This is a genomic window from Aquabacterium sp. OR-4, from assembly GCF_025290835.2.
Classification (GTDB): Bacteria; Pseudomonadota; Gammaproteobacteria; order Burkholderiales; family Burkholderiaceae_C; genus Pseudaquabacterium.
This window is the reverse complement of the sequence record NZ_JAOCQD020000001.1, coordinates 2,716,672-2,742,679: the sequence shown is the minus strand read 5'-3', so window position 1 is coordinate 2,742,679 and position 26,008 is coordinate 2,716,672. Positions and strand designations below refer to the sequence as shown.

The following is a 26,008-nucleotide window of genomic DNA, read 5'->3' as shown; positions in this document are numbered from 1 at the left end:
GTCAGCGTTGCACCAGGTATTCGGGGGATGCCAGCGCCAGGAACAGGGCGACACGCGCGCGGTTGACCTGGCTGGCCGAGTCGTTGCCAGCCACGCTGGCCATGGCATCCAGGATGTCCTGCTTGAGGCTGCTGCTCATGGCGCCGCCGTACAGCAGCAGGTTCAGGCGTTCAACCATGGAATCCACCTGACCTGTCGTGGCCAGCTCGATCAGCGGCAACAGATCGACGGCCACGTCGGTGGTGCTGCCAGTCCAGCCCAGGCCGTTGCCGGCCATGCTCTGGGCCAGGTTGACCCATTGCGCGGTGGTGCTCTCGGTCACGATCTGCAGGCCGGGCACGGTGATGTTGCTGGCCGAGAAACCGGTGTTGGGCGGCACGTAGCCTGGGCGGAAGTAGCCGAAGACCGATGGTGCGTGCAGTTGGCGCTGGGCCATCGGTTCGAGGTCGTAGACCACGGCAAACTGCCCGGTGGCCGAGCGTGCATCCATGCTGCGCATCCAGTGCGACACACGCAGCACGGGCTCACGCAGCTTGCCCACGCTGCCAGCGGGGGGGGTCTGCGCCTCGGTATCCAGCAGGATGGCGCGCACCACGGCGGCCAGGTCACCACGCACGCCGCTGCCGTTGTTGTTGAACACCGTGGCCACGCGCGCCACATAGGCCGGGCTGGGATGGCTGGTCACCAGGTGCTGGATCAGCTGGCGGCCCACGAAAGGCCCGACGTTGGGATGATTGAACAGCGCGTCGAGCGCCAGGCGCAGGCTGGTGGGGCCTGAGGTGCCCGCGCCGATGGTGAGCGCAGCGGACTTGCCTGCGAACAGGCGCTTCTCGGCGGGCGAGTGCTGGCCGGGGTAGAACTTCATCGGCTGCAGGTCAATGCGCTGGTCGCCGGCCACCGACAGGTCAGGGCTGCTCCAGCGGAACACCGACTCGGTGAGCTGGTTGTCTGCGAAGCCCCAGCTGAGCCCGGTGAACACCTTGGCCAGCGCCATCACATCGTCGTTGGTGTAGGTCTCGATTGCCTGGGCATTGCCGTCCAGGCGCAGCGAGCCGTCGAGGTTGAGCTCGTGCAGGCCGATGGTGAACAGTTGCATCAGCTCGCGCGCAAAGTTTTCGTCGGGCATGCGGCCGCTGGCCAAGCTCTCGGGGCGGTTGCGCATGTGCGAGAGGTAGATGCCCATGGCCGGGCTGAGGGCGATCTCTTCGAGCAGGTTGCGGTAGTTGCCCAGGGCGTGCCGGTTCAGCGTGTCGAGATAGCTGGCATAGGCGCGCGCCTGGTAATAGAGATTCGAGTCGGTCAGCGACACCATCAGGATCTGGTGCAGCGCAAAGGCCGTGCGCCGGCGCAACTGGTCGGCACTGCCGGCCGAGGCCTGCCAGAAACGCTGGCTCACCCAGTTGGGCGTGTACGAGGCGCCGCCTGGCCGGTAGGCATCGCCCAGGTCGTAGCGGGCCTGGATCGCGCTCACCATGTCGGGCGTGAACGGCAGCGCGATCTGCTCATTGATCCAGCGCGCTGAACCGATCTCGGCCACGCGCTGGATGTCGGCCAGGGTGGGCCCGAACGTTGCCTGCTGCAGAAAGCGCGACGCCGCGTGCTGGGCGCTGCTGTAGCCCGCCACCGGAGTGGTGGTGGTGAAGCGCAGCGCGCCGTTGCTGAACATGGCGCCACTGCCCGCACTGGTGGCCAGGCCGTCGACGGCGGCCTCTCCGCTGCCGGCATCGAACTGCACGTTGCTGGCGAACGGCACCAGGGTGTAGCCCTGGCCCCTGACGTACTGCACGTACAGGTTGCGATCCACGCCGCCGGTCTGGCCATCGTTGAGGTAGACCACGTCGATACGGCTGCCGGTGCCGAGCCTGGGCGCCGCAAACACATAGTCGGTGGGCGTGGTGGCCGATACCACGACGCTGCCGACCACCACACCGTTGATGCGCAGCTGCATGACCGCGCCCACGCCGCCCGCCAGATCGGCATAGGCGCGGATGGTGAGCGTGTCGGTGAGGTTGGGCGAGGGCCAGGCGGCCGAGAGATCGCCACTGGCGTAGGTGGCGCCGCTGGAGGTTGGGGTGAGGAAGGTGGAGCCGGCGATGGCGTAGTGGACGTTGAGCGCGCGCTCGACGCCATCGACTGTGCCGCGGTTGGCAAAGGTGATGGCCACCTGGGTGCCGGGCTGGATGGCGGTGGTGGGCATGAGGTAGTCGGTGGCGGTGGCCGACTTGACCTCGACGCTGGAGACGGCGACGCCGTTGACCCACAGGATCATCAGCGCGCCGGTGCCACCGGCCTGGGTGGCGCTGGCGCGCACGGTGAGCGTGCTGGTGATGTTGGCGGCGGGCCAGGTGCTGCGCAGCGCGCCGCCCCAGGCGAGGGTGCCGGTGCCGGCGATGACGTCGACGCCGTCGAAGCTGGCGGCCCAGGTGTTGCCGCGGTCGAGCGTGTTGCCGGCGGCGGCGGGCAGCAGCACGGTGTTGCCGGTGGTGAGGTAGGCGATGTGCAGGTTGCGGTCGACGCCCGCCACCTGGCCATCGTTGGTGTAGACGATGTCGAGCTTGCGGCCGGCGCTCATGGTGGGCACGGCGAAGCGGTAGTCGGCGAAGACGGTGGACTTGACCTCGGTGCTGCCGACGATCACGCCATCGACCACCACCTGCATGATGGCGCCCACGCCGCCTGCCAGGTCGGCACGGGCGCGGATGTTGAGCGTGTCGGTGAGGTTGGGCGCCGGCCAGGGGCCACGCAGTGCGCCGTTGATGCCGAAGGCGCTGCGGCCGGGGCTGAGGCCGGCGCCGTCAAAGGCCGCGGCGCCGGAGCCGGCATCGAAGCTCACGCTGGCGTCGGTGGCGCGCAGCACGGTGGTGCCGGCGATGGCGTAGGCGATGTTGAGGTCGCGGTCTTCGCTGCCGATGGTGGCGTCGTTGAGGTAGGCGATGTCGACCTGCGCACCGGGGGTGAGCGGCAGCGTGGGCATGCTCACGTCGACCGGGGTGGTGGAGCGGATCTCGTAGGTGCCCAGCACCACGCCGTCCACCAGCACGCGCATGTGCGGGCCCACGCCGCCGGCCAGCTTGCCGCTGGCGCGCACGGTGAGGGTGTCGGTCATGTTGGGCGCGGGCCAGGTGCCGCGCAGCGCGCCGTTGGCCACCAGGGCCACCTGGCCGGTGGACTGGTTCAGGCCGTCGTAGGCGGCCAGGCCGGTGCCGGCATCGAGCTTGACGCCCGAGGTGGTGGGCAGCAGCACGGTGGTGCCAGCCATCAGGTAGTGCACACGCAGGCTGCGCGCCACGCCGGCCACGGTCTCGGCATTGGCAAAGGCCACATCCACCTTGCTGCCGGCCTGCAACGCCGGGGTGGTGTAGACGAAGTCGGTGGGATCGGTGGCTGTGACGGCACTGGTGCCCACCACCACGCCATCGACCCGCACCACCATGGTGGGGCTCACGCCACCGGCGGGCGTGCCGCTGGCGCGCACGGTGACCGTGCCGGTGAGGTTGGGGGCGGGCCAGGTGGTGCGCAGGGCGGCGGCCCAGACCAGGTTGCCGTGGCCGGCGATGACATCGGCACCGTCGAGCGCGGCCTCGCCGGCGCCGCGGTCGATGGTGGTGTTGGTGGCGTTGGGCAGCAGGTAGGTGCTGCCCTTGGTGAGCTGCACGACGTAGAGGTTGCGGTCGATGCCACCCACCTGGCCGTCGTTGGTGTAGACGATGTCGATCTTGCTGCCCGGCTTGAGCGCGGGCACGGCGTAGCTGTAGTCGGCAGGGACGGTGCTGCGCACTTCCTGCATGCCGACGATCACGCCATCGATGCGCAGCTGCATCTGGGCGCCCACGTCGCCCGCCAGGTCGGCATGGGCGCGGATGGTGAGCGTGTCGGTGAGGTTGGGCGAGGGCCAGGCGGCCGAGAGGTCGCCACTGGCGTAGGTGGCGCCGCTGCTGGTGGGGGTGAGGAAGGTGGCGCCGGCGATGGCGTAGTGCACGTTGAGCGCGCGCTCGACGCCATCGACCGTGCCGCGGTTGGCAAAGGTGATGGCCACCTGGGTGCCGGGCTGGATGGCGGTGGTGGGCATGAGGTAGTCGGTGGCGGTGGCCGACTTGACCTCGACGCTGGAGACGGCGACGCCGTTGACCCACAGGATCATCAGCGCGCCGGTGCCGCCGGCCTGGGTGGCGCTGGCGCGCACGGTGAGGGTGCTGGTGATGTTGGCGGCGGGCCAGGTGCTGCGCAGCGCGCCGCCCCAGGCGAGGGTGCCGGTGCCGGCGATGACATCGACGCCGTCGAAGCTGGCGGCCCAGCCGTTGCCGCGGTCGAGCGTGTTGCCGGCGGCGGTGGGCAGCAGCACGGTGTTGCCGGTGGTGAGGTAGGCGATGTGCAGGTTGCGGTCGACGCCCGCCACCTGGCCATCGTTGGTGTAGACGATGTCGAGCTTGCGGCCGGCGCTCATGGTGGGCACGGCGAAGCGGTAGTCGGCGAAGACGGTGGACTTGACCTCGGTGGTGCCGACGATCACGCCATCGACCACCACCTGCATGATGGCGCCCACGCCGCCTGCCAGGTCGGCACGGGCGCGGATGTTGAGCGTGTCGGTGAGGTTGGGCGCCGGCCAGGGGCCACGCAGTGCGCCGTTGATGCCGAAGGCGCTGCGGCCGGGGCTGAGGCCGGCGCCGTCAAAGGCCGCGGCGCCGGAGCCGGCATCGAAGCTCACGCTGGCGTCGGTGGCGCGCAGCACGGTGGTGCCGGCGATGGCGTAGGCGATGTTGAGGTCGCGGTCTTCGCTGCCGATGGTGGCGTCGTTGAGGTAGGCGATGTCGACCTGCGCACCGGGGGTGAGCGGCAGCGTGGGCATGCTCACGTCGACCGGGGTGGTGGAGCGGATCTCGTAGGTGCCCAGCACCACGCCGTCCACCAGCACGCGCATGTGCGGGCCCACGCCACCGGCCAGCTTGCCGCTGGCGCGCACGGTGAGGGTGTCGGTCATGTTGGGCGCGGGCCAGATGCCGCGCAGCGCGCCGTTGGCCACCAGGGCCACCTGGCCGGTGGACTGGTTCAGGCCGTCGTAGGCGGCCAGGCCGGTGCCGGCATCGAACTTGACGCCGGTGACGGTGGGCAGCAGCACGGTGGTGCCCGCCATCAGGTAGTGCACGCGCAGGCTGCGCGCCACGCTGTCGACGGTGCCGGCGTTGGCGAAGGCCACATCCACCTTGCTGCCGGCCTGCAGCGCCGGCGTGGTGTAGACGAAGTCGGTGGGATCGAGTGCAGTGACCGAGGTGGTGCCCACGACCACACCATCGACCCGCACCACCATGGTGGGGCTCACGCCACCGGCGGGCGTGCCGCTGGCGCGCACGGTGACCGTGCCGGTGAGGTTGGGTGCGGGCCAGGTGGTGCGCATGGCGGCAGCCCAGACCAGGTTGCCGTGGCCGGCGATGACATCGGCACCGTCGAGCGCGGCCTCGCCGGCGCCGCGGTCGATGGTGGTGTTGGTGGCGTTGGGCAGCAGGTAGGTGCTGCCCTTGGTGAGCTGCACGACGTAGAGGTTGCGGTCGATGCCACCCACCTGGCCGTCGTTGGTGTAGACGATGTCGATCTTGCTGCCCGGCTTGAGCGCGGGCACGGCGTAGCTGTAGTCGGCAGGGACGGTGCTGCGCACCTCTTGCGTGCCGACGATCACGCCGTCGATGCGCAGCTGCATCTGGGCGCCCACGTCGCCCGCCAGATCGGCATAGGCGCGGATGGTGAGCGTGTCGGTGAGGTTGGGCGAGGGCCAGGCGGCCGAGAGGTCGCCACTGGCGTAGGTGGCGCCGCTGCTGGTGGGGGTGAGGAAGGTGGCGCCGGCGATGGCGTAGTGCACGTTGAGGGCACGCTCGACGCCATCGACCGTGCCGCGGTTGGCAAAGGTGATGGCCACCTGGGTGCCGGGCTGGATGGCGGTGGTGGGCATGAGGTAGTCGGTGGCGGTGGCCGACTTGACCTCGACGCTGGAGACGGCGACGCCGTTGACCCACAGGATCATGAGCGCGCCCACGCCACCGGCCTGGGTGGCGCTGGCGCGCACGGTGAGGGTGCTGGTGATGTTGGCGGCGGGCCAGGTGCTGCGCAGCGCGCCGCCCCAGGCGAGGGTGCCGGTGCCGGCGATGACGTCGACGCCGTCGAAGCTGGCGGCCCAGGTGTTGCCACGGTCGAGCGTGTTGCCGGCGGCGGTGGGCAGCAGCACGGTGTTGCCGGTGGTGAGGTAGGCGATGTGCAGGTTGCGGTTCTCAGAGCCGACCTGGGCATCGTTGGTGTAGACCACATCGAGCTTGCGGCCAGCGCTCATGGCCGGCACAGCGAAGCGGTAGTCGGCAAAGACGGTGGACTTGACCTCGGTGGTGCCGACGATCACGCCATCGACCACCACCTGCATGATGGCGCCGATGCCGCCGGCCAGATCGGCGCGGGCACGGATGTTCAGTGTGTCGGTGAGGTTGGGGGCGGGCCAGGGGGCATCCAGGCTGCTGGCATTGGCCTGCAGCACGGTGGTTCCGGAGATTGCGTAGGCCAGGTTCAGGCTGCGCGTGGCGCCGCTGAAGGTGCCCAGGTTGGTGGGGCGCACCTCGATGCGCTGGCCGGGTTTGAGGGGCAGGGCTGGCAGGGTGATGTCCACCGGGGTGCCGGACCGCACTTCCACGGTGCCCAGCAGCACGCCGTCGGCCAGCACCTCCATGATCGGGCCGACGCTGGCTGCCAGCGTGCCGCTGGCGCGCAGGGTGAGGGCATCGGTCATGTTGGGCGCGGGCCAGATGCCACGCAGCGCGCCGTGGGTGGTCAAGGCCACCTGGCCGGCCGACTGGCTGGCGTTGTCGTAGGCGGCCAGGCCGGCCCCGGCGTCGAACCGGACGCCCGAGGCCGTGGGCAGCAGCACGGTGGTGCCGGCCATCAGGTAGTGCACGTTGAGTGCACGCACCACGCCGGCGGCCGTGCCGGCATTGCTGAATGCCACGTCGACCTTGCTGCCGGCGGTGAATGCGGGGGCGGCAAAGCTGTAGTCGGCGGGGCTGGCGCGGTTGACCTCGGCCGTGCCGATCACCAGGCCATCCACGCGCACCACCATCTGCGGATGCACACCATCGGCAGGCACGCCGCTGGCGCGCACCGTGATGCGGCTGCCGAGGTTGGGTTCAGGCCAGGTGATGCGCAGCGCCGCATCCCAGAAGATGCCGGTCTGGCCGGGAACCACATCGATTCCGTCGAAGGCGGCGGCGCCGGTGCCCTTGTCGATGCTGCTGTTGGTGCTGGTGGGCACGATGACCGCACCGCCGCTGCTGAGCTGCACCAGGTAGAGGTTGCGATCACCACCGGCGGTCGCGATCAGGTTGTTGGTGTAGACCACCTCCACCTTGCTGCCCGCCCTGAGATCGGCCACCTCGAAGCTGTAGTCGGTGGGCACCGTGGCCCTGACCTCGGCGCTGCCGACGGCCACACCGTCCACCCGCACTGTCATCATGGCGCCCACATCACCCGCCAGATTGGCATAGGCGCGCACCGTCAAGGTGGCGGCCTGTGCACTGCCCGCCAGACCCGTGGCGGTGGCCAGTGTGCAGAGCACCAGTGCGATGAGAGCCGAGCCGATGGAGCGAACCGCGCGCTGAAACAGGGAATTCATGGCCTGAGGGTCGGGTACGGCTTGGGACGTGGGATTTCGGTCAACAGACCGACATGGCGGCGGCTGCGCGAGTCTGTGTGCGAGGCGATGGCAGCTTGCTGTCAGTGAGCCCCCCCAAGCCGGGGGGGCGCTGGGCCGTGCCTGCTGGTTTCGGCAATCGGCCACAGCCACTGGAGCAGGTGTGTGTAACCGATGGAAAGCGTGTGTCGGTCAGACGGGCCGCTGCCGCGGATTGTCTGGCATGCCCACGCCCGAGCGAGCGCGCGTGAAGTCTGCCTTCACCTTGTAATTCGACAGATGGGCGGCTTTTTGCACACTGGCGCGGCATACCTCAGCACGACCATGGCCGCAGATGCCCGGGTCGGTATGACCTGACGGCATGCGCGTCAGTGATGGGCAGCGTTGCGATCGCGGTCGCGGGGCATCCAGGGCGCTTCTTCTTGCAACGTTGTGCGGCCGTTCTTTACCTTCTCGGCGCACGGGGCCGATGACGCGGTGATGCGCAGCTGTCCGCCAGCACCCGACATCGGCCGCTCCCCATGCCCATCAACCTGCGTGACCGTAGGCTTGCCGGCAAAAGGCGGCCAGGCGCTGGTGGTAGCTGAACAGAACAGCGGCTTCGCTCAGCATCTGCTGGAAAAAGCCATTGAGGCGCTCGGTGTTCTCTTCGTAATCATGGTTGACAGCGTTGCGCAGCTCGCGGATGAGCTTCCAATGCTCGGGCTGGTCAATGACCTGAAGGCGCTCCATGAAGGCCAGAACCGACCCGAAGCGGTCGACATCGATCTCTTCCTCGATGGCCACTGCGCGCATGGCCTTGCCAAGATGCTCCTGGTACTCGCTGAACCGGATCCGGAAGGCGGCCAATGATTCATGCTGTTCTGGCTTCAGCGCGTGCCAGTGTGCAACCGGGAACAACGCTCGAATCTGGGTGATCGAGTAGTCCAGATACCCGCGCATGCGTTCCAGTTGAGCCAGCTTGCCGGCAATCAGTTGCAGGTGCTCCGTCACAGCGCCACCCCGGTGCTGCGCGCAATGCGGTGAATCGGCTGCTCGGGTTCGTGCGGCTGGCGCAGCAGCAGATCCACCTTCAGATCCAGTGCATCGGCCAGGGCACTGCGGCAGGCCAGCCACTGGGCCAGTTCAACGGGACGGGCTGGTTCAGCCAGCAGATCCACGTCGCCGCCGCGGCGCGCATCGTCCAGGCGCGATCCAAACAGCCACAACCGGGCGTCGTGGCCCATGCGGCTGCGCACCAGGTGTCGGATGGTGTTGATCTGCGGCGTGGTGAGGCGCATGGGCGCTCCATGTGGCGGGTGCGCCGTGATGCTACCGCCGCCAGGCCGTTCAAAAGATCGCCGGCCGCCCCGAAAAATTGCCCAGGTTGGGCAGCGCCAGCGCCAGCTCGCTGTGGCTCAGGCCCATCCAGCCGCCCAGGCTGGCGGCCAGCTGGGTGACGCTGGTGCCGGGCAGCAGGCGGCCCGAGCCCAGATCGTCGGCGGTGCCCAGCGCGGTGACCGGAAAGCGGCCGTAGATCTCGCGGCCCTTCACGGCGCCGCCGGCCACAAAGTGGTGGCTGCCCCAGCCGTGGTCGCAGCCGTCGCCGTTGTTCACCAGGGTGCGGCCGAAGTCGCTGGCGGTGAACAGGGCCACGTTGTTCAGCATGCCGGCGCCCTGCATGGCGCCGAGGAACCAGTTCACCGATTGCGCCACGCGGGCCATCACCAGCGGCTGGTCGCGCAGCTGGTTCGAGTGGCAGTCAAAGCCGCCCAGGCTCACCATGAACACCTGCCGGCGCATGCCCAGGCCCGGGCCGGCGGCGATCATCTGCGCCACCACGCGCAGCTGCTTGGCCAGGCCCTCGTTGGCCAGGGTCAGCGTGCCGCCGCTGGGCAGGGTGATGGCCGCGGTGGGCAGGGCCGCGATGCTGGTGCCGGCAATGGCCGATTGCAGCGTGCTGGTGGAGGCCAGCGAGCGCTGCACCACCTTCAGGTACTCGGCCTGAAAGGCGTTGGGGCTGCTGCTGCTGGCCAGCAGGCTGCGCAGCGCGCCGGGCACGGCGTTCGAGCCCGCATGCCAGCCGGCCTGGGCGGCATTGATCTGCACCGGGCCGCTGGTGCTCACCTGGTATTGCGTGACGCCGCTGCCGCTCAGGAACACCGCGTTGCCGCTGGCCGAGACGGCGGTGAACACCGGGTGCTGGTTGGCCGACATCAGCAGATCGCCCATGCGCCCGCCCCAGCCGGTGACGGCGCCTTCGGGCTGCAGGCTTTGCCAGGTGGCCTGCTGGTCGTTGTGCGAGAACAGCTTGGCCGGCAGGCCCACGCCGGCCTGAAAGTCGGCCTTGCTGACCGGGCGCACCAGCGTGCCCACATTGGCCACGATGGCGCACTGGCCGGCTTCGTACCAGCTGCGCAGCGGCGCCAGGTCGAGCGGCATGCCGAAGCTGCGGCCGCTGCCCTGGCTGCTGCTGGTGATGGCCTGCAGCCGGGCCTGGGCCACGGCCAGATCGCCGCGCGCGGTGGCGTAGGTGGCGTGGTTGCTGGTGTCGGTGGGCACCACCCAGTTGTGGCTGTCGTTGCCGCCCTGCATGAACAGGCACACCAGGGCCTTGTAGCCGTCGTTGGTGGTGGCGGCCCGGGCCTGGCTGCTGGCCAGGTTGGCCAGCGCGCCCAGGCCGGCCAGGTTCATGGCCAGTGGCGCGGCATGGCGGCCCATGCCCTGGGTGGCGGCGGCCAGACTGGCACTGGCACGCAGAAAGGCGCGGCGGGAGGCGTTCATCGCGTGGGTCTCGTCAGGAGGTCAGGGCTGAAACACGTAGTCGGGCGAGGCCAGCGTCAAAAACACCGCGGCGCGGGCGCGGTTGAGTGCGGCGCTGCTGCCGTTGGCGTTGATGCTGGCCACCGTGTCGACGATCTGCTGGCGCAGCGTGGCCGGCATGCGCCCGCCCAGCAGCAGCAGGTTCAGCTGGTCGGTCAAGGCGGCCAGGTTGTTGCTGGTGCCCAGCGCGGCCTGCGTGGCGTAGCTGCACGAGACATCGTTGGCGCTGCCGGTCCAGCCCAGGCCGCCGCCGGCCATGGCCTCGGCGGTGTTGATCCAGGCGGCCACGGTGGACTCATTGACCAGCTGGAACTCGGGCGCCGTGGTGCCCGCCGCGGCAAAGCTGGTGTTGGCCGGCACATAGCCGGGGCGGAAGTAGCTGAACACCGAGGGCGCGGCCAGGGCGCGCTGGCTCTGGTTGTCGAGCTCCCACTGCAGCAGGTAGTCGCCGGTGCTCGATTGGGCGCCGCAAAAGCGCATCCACTGCGCCACGCGCAATACCGGCTCGCGCAGCTTGCCAAAGCCGGCGGCGGGCGTGCCGCGGGCCTCGGCATCCAGCAGCACGGCGCGCACCACGGCCGCCATGTCGCCGCGCACGCCCTTGCCGTTGTTGTTGAAGGCCGCCGCCACCCGGCCCACATAGGCGGCGCTGGGGTGGCTGGTGGTGAGCTTCTGGATCAGCTGGCGGCCGATGAACGGGCCCACGTTGGGGTGGTTGAACAGCACATCCAGCGCGGCCTTCAGGTCGGCCTGGGCGCTGCTGCCGGCGGGCAGCGTGACGGCCCAGCTCTTGCCGGCAAACAGCCTTTTCTCGGCGCTGGAGTGGAAGGCGGCATAGGCCTTCATCGGCAGCAGGTCGTACTGGGTGTCGTTGGCGGCGGTGACGCTGGGTGTGTTCCAGCGGAAGTTGGCCTCGGTGAGCTGGTTGTCGGGGTAGGCCCAGCCCCAGCCGGTGAACACCTTGGCCATGGCCACCACGTCGGCATTGCCATAGGTTTCGATCGGGTTGCCGCTGGCGTCGCGCTTCAGGCTGCCGTCGCTGTTGAGCTCGTGCAGGCCGATGGTGAACAGCTGCATCAGCTCGCGCGCAAAGTTCTCGTCGGGCATGCGGCCGGTGGCCACGTCTTCCTTGCGGTTGCGCATGTGCGACAGGTAGATGCCCATGGCCGGGCTGAGGGCCATGTCTTCGAGCAGGGTGCGAAAGTTGCCGAAGGCGTTCTTGTTCAGCAGGTCCACATAACCGGCATAGGCGCGGGCCTGGTAGTACAGGTTGCTGTCCACCTGCGACACCATGAAGATCTGGTGCAGCGCAAAGCCCACCCGCTTGCGCAATTGGTCGGGCGCATTGGCGGCGCGCTCCCAGAACTTCTGCGCCACCCAGGTGGGTGTGTAGCTGGCGCCCTGCGGCCGGTAGGCGCTGCCCAGCGCGTACCTGGCCTGCACGTGGTTGACGAAATCGGGCGTGTGGGCCAGCGCCATCTGCGCGTCGATCCAGGCGGCGTAGCTTTGCGACACCAGCTTGTCGACCTCGGCCGCCGTGGGCCCGAAGCTGGCCTGCTGCAAGAAGCGCACGGCGTCGAGCTTGCGGGCGCGCTGGCTGTCGGCGGCAGGGGCGGCCGGCCAGCTCAGGCGCAGCGCGGCGCTCCACCACAGCTCGCCCTGGCCGTTGACCAGATCGGCGCCGTCAAAGGCCTTGGCGCCGGTGCCGCGGTCGATGGTGGCCGTGCTGGCGCTGGGCGCCACCACCTGCGTGCCGTCGCTGAGGTAGCCCACGTAGAGGTTGCGGTCGACGCCGCTGACCTGGCCGTCGTTGGTGTAGACCACATCCACCTTGGCGCCGGCCTTCAGCGTGGGCGTGCTGAAGCGGTAGTCGGCATAGGCGGTCGACTTGACCTCGACACTGCCGACGACCACGCCGTCGATGCGCAGCGTCATCATGGCGCCGATGCCGCCGGCCAGATCGGCGCGGGCGCGCACGGTGAGGCTGGGCGGGGTGTCGGCCACGGTGGCGCCGCCCTGGGTGGCCGAGACGGTGGCCGAGACGGTGGCCGCCGCGGGCTCGGCGTCGATCACCACGCTGCTGCCGGCGGCGGCAGCGGCGGCTGCGGTGTCGGTGCTGCCCTGGGCCGCGGCTTCGGCCACCACGGCCGAGGCCGCCGCCGCCGCAGCCTGGGCCGCCGTGACCTCGGCCGCACTGGCGGCCACGGCCTCGTTCACCTCGGTGGTGCTGGTGCTGGTGTTGCTGTCGGCCGCGGGCGGCGTGGTGGTGGTGGTGGTGGTGGTGGCCGCGCTGGCCGGTGCGGCGGCCACCGGCGCGCTGGTGCTGCCGGCATCGCCACCCCCGCCGCCGCCGCCGCAACCGGCGAGCGCCAGCGTCAGTGCCGTCATGGCGGCCAGGGGCCGCTGCTCGATGAGGGGTGAAAACATGGCGGTGGCGCGTAGGGCGGGTGGCGGCTCGGTGAGCGGCCGCGCACCCAGGCGGGCCGGCGCAGGCCGAACCAGGCCCGGCGCAGGCGCACGCGGCGCCCGGCAGCCGGGGACTGCCCGGGTTTTCGGCAGCGCGGGCGCGGGCCTGAGGGCGGGGCCTGTGTCGGTGCGTTACCACGCCAGCCGTGCGGCCAGGCGGGCCGCCGCCGGCGTCAAGCACCATGCCAGTGGCGGGGCCCGGCGCGTGACTTCTGCACGCCGCGGCGCGCGCAAGTGTTGCTGGGCCGGCGTGCACCGCAGCGCCAGGCCGCGGCGCGGGCGGCCGGCGGTGTCGCGCGCTTCACACGCCCGCATCGCCAGGGCGGGCGAGCGGCGCGGCGCGCGGGGTCAGCGCGGCACGAAGAACACCGAGCGCTCGTGCACCTGCGCGCCGCCGGCATCCTGGATGTCGAAGCGGATCGGGTGGCTCTGGCCGCGCAGCCCGGTGGTGGCCGCCTGCGGCAGCGTGAGGTGCACGGTGAGGGCCTGGGTCTGCCCGGCCGGCACCTCCAGCGTGCCGGCCGGGCTCAGCACCAGGCCGGTCAGGCCGCTGGCCGCCAGCCGGTAGCGCTGCGGCTGGTGGCTGCCGTTGCTGATGCTCAGGCGGTAGGTGTTCTCCACTGCGCCTTCGTCCACCAGGCGGGCCAGGGTGCTGCGGTCTTTCAGCACCTCCACCCGGAACGGGCTGCGCAGCGCCAGACTGGCCACAAAGGCGCCGGCCACCACCAGCAGGATGGCGCCGTACACCAGCACGCGCGGGCGCAGCGTGCGGCGCAGCATCTGGCCGCGGCTGAGCTGTTGCGCCACGCCGTTCTCGGTGGCGTAGCGGATCAGGCCATGCGGGCTGCCCATCTTGTCCATCACCTGGTTGCACACGTCGATGCAGGCGGCGCAGCCGATGCATTCGTTCTGCAGGCCGTGGCGGATGTCGATGCCGGTGGGGCACACCTGCACGCACAGGGTGCAGTCCACGCAGTCGCCCAGGCCCTGCGCGCGGGCATTGGTGTGGCGCTTGCGCGAGCCGCGTGGATCGCCGCGGGCGCTGTCGTAGGTGATGATCATCGAGTCGGCGTCGATCATCGCGCTCTGAAACCGCGCATAGGGGCACATGTACTTGCAGATCTGCTCGCGCATGAAGCCGGCGTTGCCATAGGTGGCCGCACCGTAGAACAGCACCCAGAACAGCGACCACGGCGAGATGCTGAACGTGGCCAGCTCGAGCGCCAGCGTGCGGATCGGCACGAAGTAGCCCACGAAGCTGAAGCCGGTGTACAGACCGATGGCCGCCCACACTGCGTGTTTGGCGCCCTTGCGGCCGATCTTGTGCAGGTTCCAGGGCTGCTTGTCCAGCCGCATGCGGGCCAGGCGGTCGCCCTCGATGCGATGCTCCACCCACATGAAGATCTCGGTGTACACCGTCTGCGGGCAGGCGTAGCCGCACCACAGCCGCCCGGCCACCGCGGTGAAGAAGAACAGCGCCAGTGCGCTGATCACCAGCAGGGCGGTGAGGTAGATGAAATCCTGCGGGTGCAGCACCAGGCCCAGCACATCGAAGCGCCGCGCTTCCAGATCGAACAGCATCAGCGGCCGGCCGTTCCAGCGCGCCCAGGGCAGGCCGTAGAAGACGATCTGCGTCAGCCACACCAGCGCCCAGCGCCAGCGGTTGAACCAGCCGGTGACGGCGCGCGGGTAGATCCTGGCCTGGGCCTCGTACATCGACACCAGCGCAGGCTCGGCTGCCGCCGGGGCGGGCACGGGCAGCGGATGGATCGGGATCGGCTTGGGCGTCATGCGAGCCTGCGTGGCGGATGAGGCGTGGCGCGGGCGGCCATCAGCCCGGGCGCCCGTCGGCGCGGCTGCGGCACAGCCAGGGGCCGTAGTGCAGGGCATACAGGCCGAACGCCGCGCTCCACAGCAGGGCCGAGGCCAGCATGGCCGCGCCGTAGGCGGCGGGCCAGGCCAGCGGCAGCAGCACGCGCAGCAGTGCCGCGCCGATGACCAGCGCGTAGCAGGCCAGGTCGGCGCGGTCGGCGCGCAGCGGGCGGCCGGTGTGGCCGCGGGCGGTGCGGGTCATCATGCCCAGGCACAGCGTGCCGATGGCGCCCACCGTCAGCGCATGCGTGGCCGCGCCCGGCGCCAGCCAGCCGGCCGCCGCCAGCGCGCGCAGCAGCAGGTGCAGCGGGATGAAGGCATAGGCCGCGTGCAGCACCCACACCAGCGGGTTGGCCCGCGCGGCCCAGGGCTGCCACAGCCACAGGCGCTGCGCATGCACCAGGGCAGCGGCCAGTGCCGCCATGCCCAGCAGCGCACGCAGGGCCGGCGCGCCGGCCGGCAGCAGGGCCAGGCCCAGTTCCAGCGCCAGCAGCAGCAGCGGCGTGGCGATGGCCGCCTGCTCGACCCAGGGCACGCGCCGCGCATGGGCACCGGGCACGCCGTTGTTGGTGAACATCGGCACCACGCGGCCGGCCATCACGGCCATGATCAGCAGCATCACATCCAGCCCGGCCTGCAGGCCGGTGTGCTGCCAGGCCGCGCCCGGTGCCGCCAGCCAGCCCAGCTGCACCGCATGCACCAGGCCGGCCGCCACGCTGAACAGCGCCAGCAGCGCCACGAAGAAGTAGTTGCGCCGGTTGCCGCCGGCCCACAGCGCGCGGCCCAGGCCCCAGGCCGCCGCCAGCGGAAAGGCCACGTTGGCCAGCGCCGCGGCCAGTGCCCAGGGCGTCAGCACCAGCACGCGGGCGGCCAGCCACAGCGCGGCCAGGGCCATCAGCTGGCGCCCCCTGGGTGTGGGCTGGCCGCTCCAGTTCTGGCCGGCCGTGAACAGAAAACCGGTGACCACCGCCAGCGCAAAGCCGAACAGCATCTCGTGCGCATGCCACACCGGCCCGCGCAGGTAGGCGCCGCCCAGCCAGCCGGTCACCTGCAGGGCCCACAGCGGCACGCTGATGGCGGCCAGCAGCGCCGCGGCCAGGTAGAACGGGCGAAAGCCCAGCGCCCACAGGGCAAAGCCGGCCGGGGCCCCGGGGGCACTGCCGGATGGGCTGCCGGGCAGGTCGCCGGGTGGGCGGCGGGGGGCGTGCAGCACGGGCTCGGCAAGGGGGATCAGCGTGGCCATGGGGATGGGGCCTCCAGGGGCAAGGGGGAGTGGGCGCGCGTCAGCGGTACAGCAGGGCGGTCAGGGCCTTGGGCTGGGCCACCAGATCGGCCAGCGTGAAGCCATCGAGCACGCGGTGAAAGGCCTGCGTGGCGTCGCGCAGCACACGCTGCAGGCGGCACACGCGCACGATGGTGCAGGTGTTGTTTTCGCGGTCGAAGCACTCGGCCGGCAGGTCGTCGCCCTCGGCCGCACGCACCACCGCGCCCACGCCAATCTGCGCGGCCGGCACGGCCAGGCCCATGCCGCCACCCTTGCCGCGCACCGTGGCCACCCAGCCCTGCCGGCCCAGGAAGTGCACCACCTTGGTCAGGTGGTTCTCGCTGATGGCGTAGGCCGCGGCAATCTCGGCAATGGTGGCGCGCCGTTCGGGCTGCGCAGCCAGGTAGATCAGCACGCGCAGGCTGTAGTCGGTGAAGCTGGTCAGGCGCATGTCGATAAGGTGCATCGTGAATGCACCTATGTTAGGTGCACAACGCATCTAAAGCAATATTTCAAATGAACCTTCTGGCGGCGCTGACCGCGGTGCGCGAGGCCGGCCTGACGGGGCCGGTGCCAACGAACGGCCAGTCCCGATACCATGGGCCGATGATGGAACCGCACACGATGCTCGCCCCGCTGGAAGCCCTGGCCCGGGAGGCTGGCCGGGTGGTGATGGCCATCTACGCCACACCGTTTGCGGTGCACGGCAAGGCCGACGATTCACCGGTGACGCTGGCCGATCAGCAGGCCGAGGCGGTGATCGTGCAGGGCCTGCGTGCCTTGGCGCCAGCGATCCCCATCGTGGCCGAGGAGGCCGTGGCCGCCGGCGATGTGCCCGATCTGGCGGCCGGCGGCGGGCGCTTCTGGCTGGTGGATCCGCTCGACGGCACGCGCGAGTTCGTGGCACGCAATGGCGAGTTCACGGTGAACATCGCGCTGATCGAGCAGGGCCGGCCTGTGCTGGGCGTGGTGCTGGCACCGGCGCTCGATGCGGGGCGCGGCCGGCTGTGGAGCGGCGTGCAGGGGCAGGGCGCCTGGGTGGACGACGCGCAGGGCCGCCGCGCCATCGGCTGCCGCGGCGTGCCGGGCGCAGGCCTCAGCGTGCTGGGCAGCCGCTCGCACGGCGACGCTGCGGCGCTGCAGGCCTTCCTGGCCGGCCGGCCGGTGGCCGAGGTGGTCGAGGCCGGCTCGTCGCTCAAGCTGTGCCTGATCGCCGAAGGCCGGGCCGATCTCTACCCGCGCTTTGGCCGCACGATGGAATGGGACATCGCCGCCGGCCATGCGGTGCTGGCTGCTGCCGGCGGACGCGTGTGCACGCTCGACGGCCCCGCGCTGGCCTACGGCAAGCCGGGCTTCGAGAACCCGCACTTCGTGGCGCAGGGGCTGGGCTGAGCGCCCGCCCTGGGGGCGCTCAGGCCCCCAGCAGCCGCGCCAGATCACTGGCGATGCGCACGGCGGCGTCGCCGTCCCACAGGTGCGGTCGCCGACCCTGCTTGCCGCGGCCCTGGATGACCTCGGTGGCAGCGGCCACGATCTTCTCGGGCGAGATGCCCACCAGCACATTGGTGCCTTCGTCCACCGTCACCGGGCGCTCGGTGTTCTCGCGCAGGGTGATGCAGGGCACGCCCAGCGCGGTGGTTTCTTCCTGCAGGCCGCCGGAATCGGTGAGCACCACCGTGGCGTCCTTCCACAGGTTCAGAAAGCTCATGTAGGGCTGCGGCGCCATCAGGTGGATGTGGGGCCCCAGGTCGAAGCCCAGCTTCTCGAGGTTGCCGCGGGTGCGCGGGTGCACCGGAAACACCAGCGGCAGCTGCTGCGACACGGCCTTGAGCGCGCCGGCAATCGGGCCCAGCACGGCCAGGTCGTCCACATTCGACGGCCGGTGCAGGGTGACCACGCCGTAGCGCCCGCCCAGCTGCTGCTTGATGGCCTGGGTTTCGTAGCCGCTGCGGTCCAGGCCCTCGATCTGGCGCGCCTGGTACATCACGTTGTCGACCATCACATGGCCGACGTGGAAGATGCGCGCGTCGGGCTGGCCTTCACGCTGCAGGTGGGCCACGCCACTGGGCTCGGTGACGAAGAACCAGTCGCTGATCGAATCGGTGACCAGGCGGTTGATCTCTTCGGGCATGGCCATGTCGCCGCTGCGCAGGCCGGCTTCCACATGGGCCACCGGGATGCCGGCCTTCTTGGCCACGATGGCGCAGGCCAGCGTCGAATTGACGTCGCCCACCACCACCACGGCATCGGGGCGGTCTTCCGCGCAGTGCTTCTCGAAGGCTTCCATGATGCGCGCTGTTTGCGAGGCATGCGTGCCGCCGCCGCAGTTGAAGTGCACATCGGGCACCGGAATGCCCAGCTCCTCGAAGAACACGTCGCTCATGTTGCGGTCGAAGTGCTGGCCGGTGTGCACGATCTTCCAGGCCAGCCGGCCATCGGCCTGCAGCGCGCGCACCATCGGCGCGATCTTCATGAAATTGGGGCGCGCGCCCGCAACGAGGTGGACGCAGGGGCGGCGGGTGGCGGCGGTCATGGTCTGCTTATCGGCGGCGGCGGGCGATTCAGAAGGCCTTGTCGCGCAGCAGGCCCTGCAGGTACTGGCCGTAGCCGTTCTTGGCCAGCGGCGCGGCCAGCTTCTCGAGCTGCTCGGCGGTGATCCAGCCCGAGCGGTAGGCGATCTCCTCGGGGCAGGCCACCTTCAGGCCCTGGCGCTTCTCGAGCGTGGCGATGAACTGGCCGGCCTCCAGCAGGCTGTCGTGCGTGCCGGTATCGAGCCAGGCATAGCCGCGGCCCATGATCTCGACCTCGAGCTGGCTTTGCTGCAGGTAGGTGGCGTTGACCGTGGTGATCTCGAGCTCGCCACGCGCGCTGGGCTGGATCGACGCGGCGATGTCGCACACCTGGGCGTCGTAGAAGTACAGGCCGGTGACGGCGTAGTTGCTCTTGGGTGCCTTGGGCTTTTCTTCGATGCTCAGCGCATGCTTGTCGGCATCGAACTCGACCACGCCATAACGCTCAGGGTCGGTGACATGGTAGGCAAACACGCTGGCACCGGTGCTGCGCTGGTTGGCGCGCTGCAGCAGGCTCTGGAAATCGTGGCCGTAGAAGATGTTGTCGCCCAGCACCAGCGCGCTGGGCTGGCCGTTGACGAACTGCTTGCCCAGGATGAAGGCCTGTGCCAGGCCATCGGGGCTGGGCTGCACGCAGTAGCTGAGGTTCAGGCCCCAGCGGCTGCCGTCGCCCAGCAGGGCCTCGAAGCGCGGCGTGTCCTGCGGCGTGCTGATGATCAGGATGTCGCGGATGCCCGCCAGCATCAGCGTGCTCAGCGGGTAGTAGACCATCGGCTTGTCGTACACCGGCAGCAGCTGCTTGCTGATGGCCAGCGTGGCCGGATGCAGCCGGGTGCCGGAGCCTCCGGCCAGGATGATGCCCTTGCGTTGCATGGTCGGTACTCCCTGTGCGTTGTGTCGAATCTCAGCGTGTCGCGCCGTACTGCTGCGACACCCAGTCGCGGTAGCTGCCGCTCTGCACGCCGTGCACCCAGTCGGCGTTGTCGAGGTACCACTGCACCGTCTTGCGGATGCCGGTGGCAAAGGTCTCGGCCGGGCGCCAGCCCAGTTCGCGCTCGATCTTGCGGGCGTCGATGGCGTAGCGGCGGTCGTGGCCGGGGCGGTCGGTCACGTAGGTGATCAGGCGCTCGTACTGGCCGGCGGGGTCGGGCTTCATTTCGTCGAGCAGGGCGCACACCGTCTTCACGATGTCGATGTTGGCCATCTCGTTCCAGCCGCCGATGTTGTAGGTCTCGCCCAGGCGGCCGCCGGCCAGCACGGCGCGAATGCCCGAGCAGTGGTCCTTGACGTACAGCCAGTCGCGGATCTGCTGGCCGTCGCCATACACCGGCAGCGGCTTGCCCGCCAGCGCGTTGACGATCATCAGCGGGATCAGCTTCTCGGGAAAATGCAGCGGCCCGTAGTTGTTGCTGCAGTTGGTGGTGAGCACCGGCAGGCCGTAGGTGTGGTGCCAGGCACGCACCAGGTGGTCGCTGGCGGCCTTGCTGGCGCTGTAGGGGCTGTTGGGCTCGTAGGGGTTGGTTTCGGTGAACGGCGGGTCGGTGGGCTTCAGGCTGCCGTAGACCTCGTCGGTCGACACATGGTGGAAGCGGAACGCGGCCTTGGCCTCGGCCGGCAGTGCGCCCCAGTGGGCGCGTGCGGCTTCCAGCAGCGTGAAGGTGCCATCCACATTGGTCTTCATGAACGCGCCGGGGCCGTGGATGCTGCGGTCGACATGGCTCTCGGCCGCGAAGTGCAGAACAGCGCGCGGCTGGTGCGTGGCCAGCAGCTGGTCGATCAGTGCGCGGTCGCCGATGTCGCCATGCACGAAGACATGGCGCGCATCGCCGGCCAGCGGGGCCAGGTTGGCGCGGTTGCCGGCGTAGGTGAGGGCGTCGAGGTTGACGACCGGCTCGGCGCTGGCATCGGCCAGCCAGTCGAGCACGAAGTTGCTGCCGATGAAGCCGGCGCCGCCGGTGACGAGGATGGTCATGCTGAACTCCGCAAAACGAAATCTGTGAGCAGTGGGTGAGCCGCTGCCAACCCGGCAGCCGCCGCGGAGCGGGCTTGGCCCGGCCACTGGCGGCGCCCCTTGCGGGGCAAGCGCCGCAGGCGCTTCGGGGGTGGGTCAGCTTCGGCCGTAGGTGTCTTCGAAACGCACGATGTCGTCCTCGCCCAGGTAGCTGCCCGACTGCACCTCGATGATCTCGAGCGGCACCTTGCCGGGGTTGGCCAGGCGGTGGGTCTGGCCGAGCGGGATGTAGGTGCTCTGGTTCTCGGTCAGCAGCAGCACCTTGTCGCCATTGGTGATCTCGGCCGTGCCGTTGACCACGATCCAGTGCTCGGCGCGGTGGTGGTGCATCTGCAGGCTCAAGCTCGCGCCTGGCTTGACCATGATGCGCTTGACCTGGTGGCGCGGGCCGTTGTCGATGCTGTCGTACCAGCCCCAGGGGCGGTGCACCTTGCGGTGCAGCACCTGCTCGCCGCGCTGCTCGGCGCCCAGCTGGTTGACGATCTGCTTGACCTCCTGGCTGCGCGAGCGGTCGGCCACCAGGACGGCGTCGGGCGTCTCGACCACGATCACGTCCTGCAGGCCCACGGCGCTGACCAGGCGGCTGGTGGCATGCACCAGCGTGTTCTTCGAATCCTTGACGATCGCGTCACCCACGCTGGCATTGCCATGGGCGTCCTTGGGGGCCACCTGCCACACGGCCTCCCAGGCGCCGAGGTCGTTCCAGCCGGCGTCGAGCGCCACCATGCGGATGTCGTAGGCACTGCCGGGGCACTGCTCCATCACCGCGTAGTCGACCGATTCGCTGGGCACGGCGGCGAACTCGCTCTTGCCGGGGCGCACGAACCTGGCATCGGTGCTGCGCGCGTCCCAGGCGGCCTGCGTGGCGCTGGCGATGTCGGGGCGGAACTGGGTCAGCGCCTTCAGCCACACCGAGGCCTTCAGCACGAACATGCCGGCGTTCCAGTAGTAGCCGCCCTCGGCCAGGTAGCGCTCGGCCGTGGCCAGATCGGGCTTCTCGACGAAGCGCTGCACCACCGCCACGGCGCTGGTGCCGGCCTCGGCCTGGATGTAGCCGTAGCCGGTCTCGGGCTTGTCGGGCGTGATGCCCAGGATGACGATGGCGCCCTGGTCGGCGGCCGTCACCGCCTTGCGCACGGCCGCGGTGAAGGCGGCGGTGTCGGCAATGGTCTGGTCGGCCGAGGTGATCACCAGCACCGGGTCGGCACCGCCCTGGGCCGCCTGCAGCGCGGCCAGCGTGACGGCCGGCGCGGTGTTGCGGCCCACCGGCTCGAGCAGCACGGCGCTGGGCTCGGCCTTGAGCTCGCGCAGCTGGTCCAGCACCAGGAAGCGGTGCTCGTCATTGCCCACCACCAGCGTGGGCGCCACGGCCATGCCCTCGGTGGCCAGGCCCTGCAGCCGCTGCGCGGCGTGCTGGAACAGGCTCATGCGGTCCTCGGGATCGCCCGAGAGCACCAGAAACTGCTTGGGAAAGCCGGCGCGCGACAGCGGCCACAGCCGGGTGCCGGAGCCGCCGGCCATGATCACGGGTTGAACTTGAATGCTCATGCTTTTGCGTAGCCTTGGGGGTTCATCGTCTGCCAGCGCCAGCTGTCGGCGCACATGCGGTCCAGGTCGTGGCGGGCCTGCCAGCCCAGCAGCTGCCGTGCCAGCGACGGGTCGGCGTAGCAGGCGGCCACATCGCCCGGGCGGCGCGCCACGATGTCGTAGCCGATCTCGCGGCCGCTGGCCTTGGCATAGGCCGCCACCAGCTCCAGCACGCTGTAGCCGCGGCCGGTGCCCAGGTTCACGGTGATCGAGCCGGGCTGGGCCAACAGGCGCTGCAGCGCCGCCACATGGCCTTCGGCCAGATCGACCACATGGATGTAGTCGCGCACGCCGGTGCCGTCGGGCGTGGCGTAGTCGTTGCCGAACACGCTGAGCCGGGCGCGGCGGCCCACGGCCACCTGGGCCACATAGGGCATCAGGTTGTTGGGCGTGCCGCGCGGGTCTTCGCCGATCTGGCCCGACTCATGCGCGCCCACCGGGTTGAAGTAGCGCAGGCAGGCGGTCTGCCAATCGGCTTGCGCTGCGCCCAGGTCGCGCAGGATGGTCTCGCCGATCAGCTTGGTCTGACCGTAGGGGCTGGTGGCCGACAGCGGAAAGTCTTCGCGGATCGGCAGGCTGGCCGGATCGCCATACACCGTGGCGCTGCTCGAGAACACCAGGCGCCGGCAGCCATGGGCGCGCATGGCCTGACAGGTGGTGACCAGGCCGCCGAGGTTGTTGTCGTAGTACTCGAGCGGCTTGGCGGTGGATTCGCCCACCGCCTTGTAGGCCGCGAAGTGCACCACCGCATCGGGCCGGTGGCGGTCAAAGATCGCCGCCATCGCCGCGGCGTCGCAGACGCTGGCGCGCTCGAACTGCGGTGCCTGGCCCGACAGGGCCTGCAGCCGGGGCAGCACCTCGGGCGAGCTGTTGGAGAAATCGTCGACGCCAATGACCTCGAAGCCGGCGGCTTGCAGCGCCAGCCAGGTGTGGCTGGCGATGTAGCCGGTGGCGCCGGTGAGCAGGATGCGGGGCATGCGGTGGGCCTGGGCGTTTGTTACTGGAGGGTGAACTGGCCGTAGCAGCTGACCGTGTTGGCGCTGTAGGGCCGGGTGAGGCCGGTGTTGGCCGGCCCCGAGCGCTGCTCGCGGCCCAGATCGCAGCCCAGCATCATGGCGCGCAGGGGTGACCAGCGTGCACCGAGGGCGAGGCTGGTCGTGCGATCGTCAACGCTGAGGCCGCCGTCGTTGATGCCGAGCGCCGGGATCGAGCGGGTGCGGGTCAGCTCGCGCCGGGTGTGCTCGATCGACGCGTTGAAGCCCAGCTTGGCGCTGAAGGCGTAGTCGGCGCCCATCGACAGGCTGTTGGAGGTGCGGCCGCTGTCGATCAGCGTGAGGCCCGAGACGTCGGCGCTCTGGCCGTTGTCGCGCCACAGGCGGCTGTTGACCCGCAGCTTGCCGGTGGCCGCCCAGTCCCAGCGCATCTGGCCGGTCAGGCTGCTGAAGTCGCGCGAGGTCTCGCGGTCATAGCGGGTGCGGGTGGGGCTGATGCGCGCCGACAGCGAGCTGGCGCCGCTGGGCTTCCACAGCGCGGTGAAGTCGATGTCCTGGCGGCGGAAGGCGTCGGGGTCGTAGGCGCCGCTGACCGTGGCCGACGGAAAGTGCGGGTAGCGGCCCTGCGTCAGGCGCAGCGCGGCACCGAGCTGCAGCAGATCGCTCGAGCGCCACTTGACGCCCAGGCTGCCGTAGGTCTGGCGCAGCTCGTACACGTCGTAGGCCGCGGCGCTGTAGTCGCGGCTCTTCCAGCCCAAGCCGGCCTCCAGCGTGGCGCGGGTGCTGCTGCCCAGGCGCGCCAGCGCATCGATCTGGTTGGCGCGCTCGACATTGCGCACCGCCTGCGCATTGCTGTCGGCAAAGCTGGCCAGGTTCTGGCTGGAGGCCAGTTTCAGCGTGCCCGACAGCCGGTTCACCGTCTCCCAGGCCAGCGTGCCGTTGAGGCTGTAGCTGGTGTTGTTGTAGACGCTGTTGTTCTGGAAGCGGTTGGCGCGCACCGTGGCGCTGGCATTGAGCTGCTGGCGGCCCCAGCGCTGGTCGAGCCCGCCCAGCAGCGCGCTGCTGGCAATGGTGTCGGCCATCGAGTAGCCGGCCGGCACGTCGGCCGCGCCATTGCGGCGCAGCAGGTTGGAGTCGTGCGTGAAGGACTGCGAGGCGCCCAGGTACCAGGGGCTGGTCTCGGCCCCGGCGCTGCCGGCAAAGGCGGCCAGCAGCAGGGCCGCCAGCGTGGTCAGGGCACGCGGGCCCGCTTTGGCTTGGTTCATGTGGGGTATTCCGGTGGGTTGGCGCGTGCGTGGCGGGCGCTCAAGAAAACGCCGGGCAGCCCCAAGTTTTCTTGACCCCCTCGGGGGGCGGGCTGGGCCTGGTCCAGCCCTGGCGGTGCTCAGTAGGCATTGCTCTCGCCGCGGATGGTCTTGATGGTTCGCAGGATGATCACCAGGTCGAGGCCCAGCGACCAGTTGCGCAGGTACTCGAGGTCGTATTCGACCCGCGCCTGCATCTTCTCGATCGTGTCGGTCTCGCCGCGGTGGCCGTTGATCTGTGCCCAGCCGGTGATGCCCGGCTTGACCTTGTGGCGCACCATGTAGGCCTTGATCAGCTGGCGGTACATCTCGTTGTGGGCCACCGCATGCGGGCGCGGGCCGACGATGCTCATGCGCCCCTGCAGCACGTTGATGAACTGCGGCAGTTCGTCCAGCGAGGTGCGGCGGATGAAGGCGCCGAAGGGCGTGATGCGCGGGTCGCCCTTGGTGGCCTGCTTGACCACGGTGCCGTTGTCCATGGCCCGCATCGAGCGGAACTTGTAGACGATGATCTCCTCGCCATCGAGGCCGTTGCGGCGCTGCTTGAACACGGCCGGCCCGGGCGAGCTGAGCTTCACGCCGATGGCCACCGCGGCCATCAGCGGCGAGATCAGCACCAGGATGAGCAAGGCCAGCACGATGTCGCTGATGCGCTTGATCAGCCGGTTGGTGCCGGTGAACGGGGTCTCGGTGAGGCCCACCATCGGCACGCCGCCGATGTCCTGCAGCCGGCCCTGGATGATGCTGATGCCAAACACGTCGGGCACGAAATAGATCGAGGCCGTGGTGCCCTGCAGCTCCTGCAGCAGCTCGATGATGCGCGGCTGCGAGCCCAGCGGCAGCGTGATGTAGACGTCCTTCACGCCGTTGGCGCGGATGAAGGGGGCGGCGTCCTTCAGGCAGCCGACGCGGCGCTCGCCCACCTCGGCATGCACCCGCTCATGGGTGCGGTCATCGAAGAAGCCGACCACGTCGATGCCCTGCACCGCGGCCGATTGCACCGAGCGCGCGACCTTCACGCCCAGTGCGCCGGCGCCGATCACCACCGCCTGGCGCCGGTTGTGCGGCAGGGCCGACTGCTGGCGCAGCAGCAGGTAGCCGCTGCGCACGGCCAGCAGTTGCAGCACCGGCGTCACCACGGCCCAGAACATCAGCACGTTCTGATCGAAGAAGTCGAGGCTGCGCGTGCCGTAGCCAAAGGCCGCCAGGATGGCCAGCAGCGTGATCCACGAACTGAGCACGCCCACCGCGGCATTCGACAGCCGGTCGCCGAAGCGGTTGATGCCCGGCCAGGTGAGGGCGATCACCAGGAAGCACAGCGTCAGGTCGGCGCGGCCAACTTCCTCGCCCTCCCAGGCCATGGCCGCCAGGTAGACCAGCACCGTGATCGCCGGCTCGAGCAAGGTGGCGATCAGGCTGGTGACCGACGGCGGGGCGGTACTGAAACTGCGATTGCTTCTTGAGTCGAACATCCGAGGAG

Annotated in this window: 16 protein-coding genes; 1 reads left to right on the top strand and 15 read right to left on the bottom strand. The window is 69.9% G+C overall.

Annotated elements, in window-relative coordinates; all coding sequences use genetic code 11:
* Position 1 precedes the first annotated feature (1 nt).
* The 8 genes from N4G63_RS11730 to N4G63_RS11695 all read right to left on the bottom strand — a co-directional run bounded on the left by N4G63_RS11730 (position 2) and on the right by N4G63_RS11695 (position 16,530).
* Entirely contained in the window at positions 2–7,642 is a 7,641-nt protein-coding gene (locus N4G63_RS11730) for a DUF1800 family protein (protein ID WP_314599703.1), read from the bottom strand.
* A gap of 546 nt (positions 7,643–8,188) precedes the next feature.
* The gene (locus N4G63_RS11725) at positions 8,189–8,653 is read right to left on the bottom strand and encodes a hypothetical protein (protein ID WP_260788587.1); all 465 of its coding nucleotides are present in this window, start codon (positions 8,651–8,653) and stop codon (positions 8,189–8,191) included.
* Positions 8,650–8,940 (bottom strand): nucleotidyltransferase domain-containing protein, encoded by a 291-nt coding sequence (locus tag N4G63_RS11720; RefSeq protein WP_260788586.1) that lies wholly within the window; start codon positions 8,938–8,940, stop codon positions 8,650–8,652. Before N4G63_RS11720 ends, N4G63_RS11725 begins: the two co-directional genes overlap by 4 nt.
* A gap of 49 nt (positions 8,941–8,989) precedes the next feature.
* Positions 8,990–10,423 (bottom strand): DUF1501 domain-containing protein, encoded by a 1,434-nt coding sequence (locus N4G63_RS11715; RefSeq protein ID WP_260788585.1) that lies wholly within the window; start codon positions 10,421–10,423, stop codon positions 8,990–8,992.
* A gap of 21 nt (positions 10,424–10,444) precedes the next feature.
* A complete protein-coding gene (locus N4G63_RS11710; protein WP_260788584.1) occupies positions 10,445–12,889 on the bottom strand; it encodes a DUF1800 family protein in 2,445 nt (814 codons plus the stop codon).
* 387 nt (positions 12,890–13,276) lie between these two features.
* Positions 13,277–14,719, bottom strand: coding sequence for a cytochrome c oxidase accessory protein CcoG (ccoG, locus tag N4G63_RS11705; protein ID WP_260788583.1), 1,443 nt, complete (start codon positions 14,717–14,719; stop codon positions 13,277–13,279).
* Between the two features lie 40 nt (positions 14,720–14,759).
* Positions 14,760–16,043 carry an NnrS family protein gene (locus N4G63_RS11700; RefSeq protein ID WP_314599702.1) on the bottom strand — a complete coding sequence of 428 codons (1,284 nt, stop codon included), beginning with the start codon at positions 16,041–16,043 and terminating at the stop codon, positions 14,760–14,762.
* A 40-nt stretch (positions 16,044–16,083) separates the two neighbouring features.
* Complete coding sequence (locus N4G63_RS11695; protein WP_260788582.1) at positions 16,084–16,530, bottom strand: Rrf2 family transcriptional regulator; 447 nt, start codon at positions 16,528–16,530, stop codon at positions 16,084–16,086.
* A 158-nt stretch (positions 16,531–16,688) separates the two neighbouring features.
* Between N4G63_RS11695 and cysQ the strand changes: the two genes are divergently transcribed.
* The gene (gene cysQ / locus N4G63_RS11690) at positions 16,689–17,456 is read left to right on the top strand and encodes a 3'(2'),5'-bisphosphate nucleotidase CysQ (RefSeq protein WP_260788581.1); all 768 of its coding nucleotides are present in this window, start codon (positions 16,689–16,691) and stop codon (positions 17,454–17,456) included.
* Positions 17,457–17,475: 19 nt separating this feature from the next.
* Here cysQ and wecB read toward each other — a convergent pair whose 3' ends face one another.
* From wecB to N4G63_RS11655, 7 genes are all read right to left on the bottom strand, one after another.
* Complete coding sequence (wecB, locus tag N4G63_RS11685) at positions 17,476–18,597, bottom strand: non-hydrolyzing UDP-N-acetylglucosamine 2-epimerase (protein ID WP_260788580.1); 1,122 nt, start codon at positions 18,595–18,597, stop codon at positions 17,476–17,478.
* 28 nt (positions 18,598–18,625) lie between these two features.
* Positions 18,626–19,507 (bottom strand): glucose-1-phosphate thymidylyltransferase RfbA, encoded by an 882-nt coding sequence (gene rfbA / locus N4G63_RS11680; protein WP_260788579.1) that lies wholly within the window; start codon positions 19,505–19,507, stop codon positions 18,626–18,628.
* A 31-nt stretch (positions 19,508–19,538) separates the two neighbouring features.
* Positions 19,539–20,606 (bottom strand): dTDP-glucose 4,6-dehydratase, encoded by a 1,068-nt coding sequence (gene rfbB, locus N4G63_RS11675; RefSeq protein WP_260788578.1) that lies wholly within the window; start codon positions 20,604–20,606, stop codon positions 19,539–19,541.
* A 135-nt stretch (positions 20,607–20,741) separates the two neighbouring features.
* On the bottom strand, positions 20,742–22,193 hold the full coding sequence (locus N4G63_RS11670) for a mannose-1-phosphate guanylyltransferase/mannose-6-phosphate isomerase (RefSeq protein ID WP_314599701.1): 1,452 nt from the start codon (positions 22,191–22,193) through the stop codon (positions 20,742–20,744).
* Entirely contained in the window at positions 22,190–23,209 is a 1,020-nt protein-coding gene (galE, locus tag N4G63_RS11665; protein ID WP_260788577.1) for a UDP-glucose 4-epimerase GalE, read from the bottom strand. Before galE ends, N4G63_RS11670 begins: the two co-directional genes overlap by 4 nt.
* A 20-nt stretch (positions 23,210–23,229) precedes the next feature.
* The gene (locus N4G63_RS11660) at positions 23,230–24,489 is read right to left on the bottom strand and encodes a porin family protein (protein WP_260788576.1); all 1,260 of its coding nucleotides are present in this window, start codon (positions 24,487–24,489) and stop codon (positions 23,230–23,232) included.
* Positions 24,490–24,608: 119 nt separating this feature from the next.
* Complete coding sequence (locus N4G63_RS11655; protein WP_260788575.1) at positions 24,609–26,000, bottom strand: undecaprenyl-phosphate glucose phosphotransferase; 1,392 nt, start codon at positions 25,998–26,000, stop codon at positions 24,609–24,611.
* Positions 26,001–26,008: the final 8 nt, after the last annotated feature.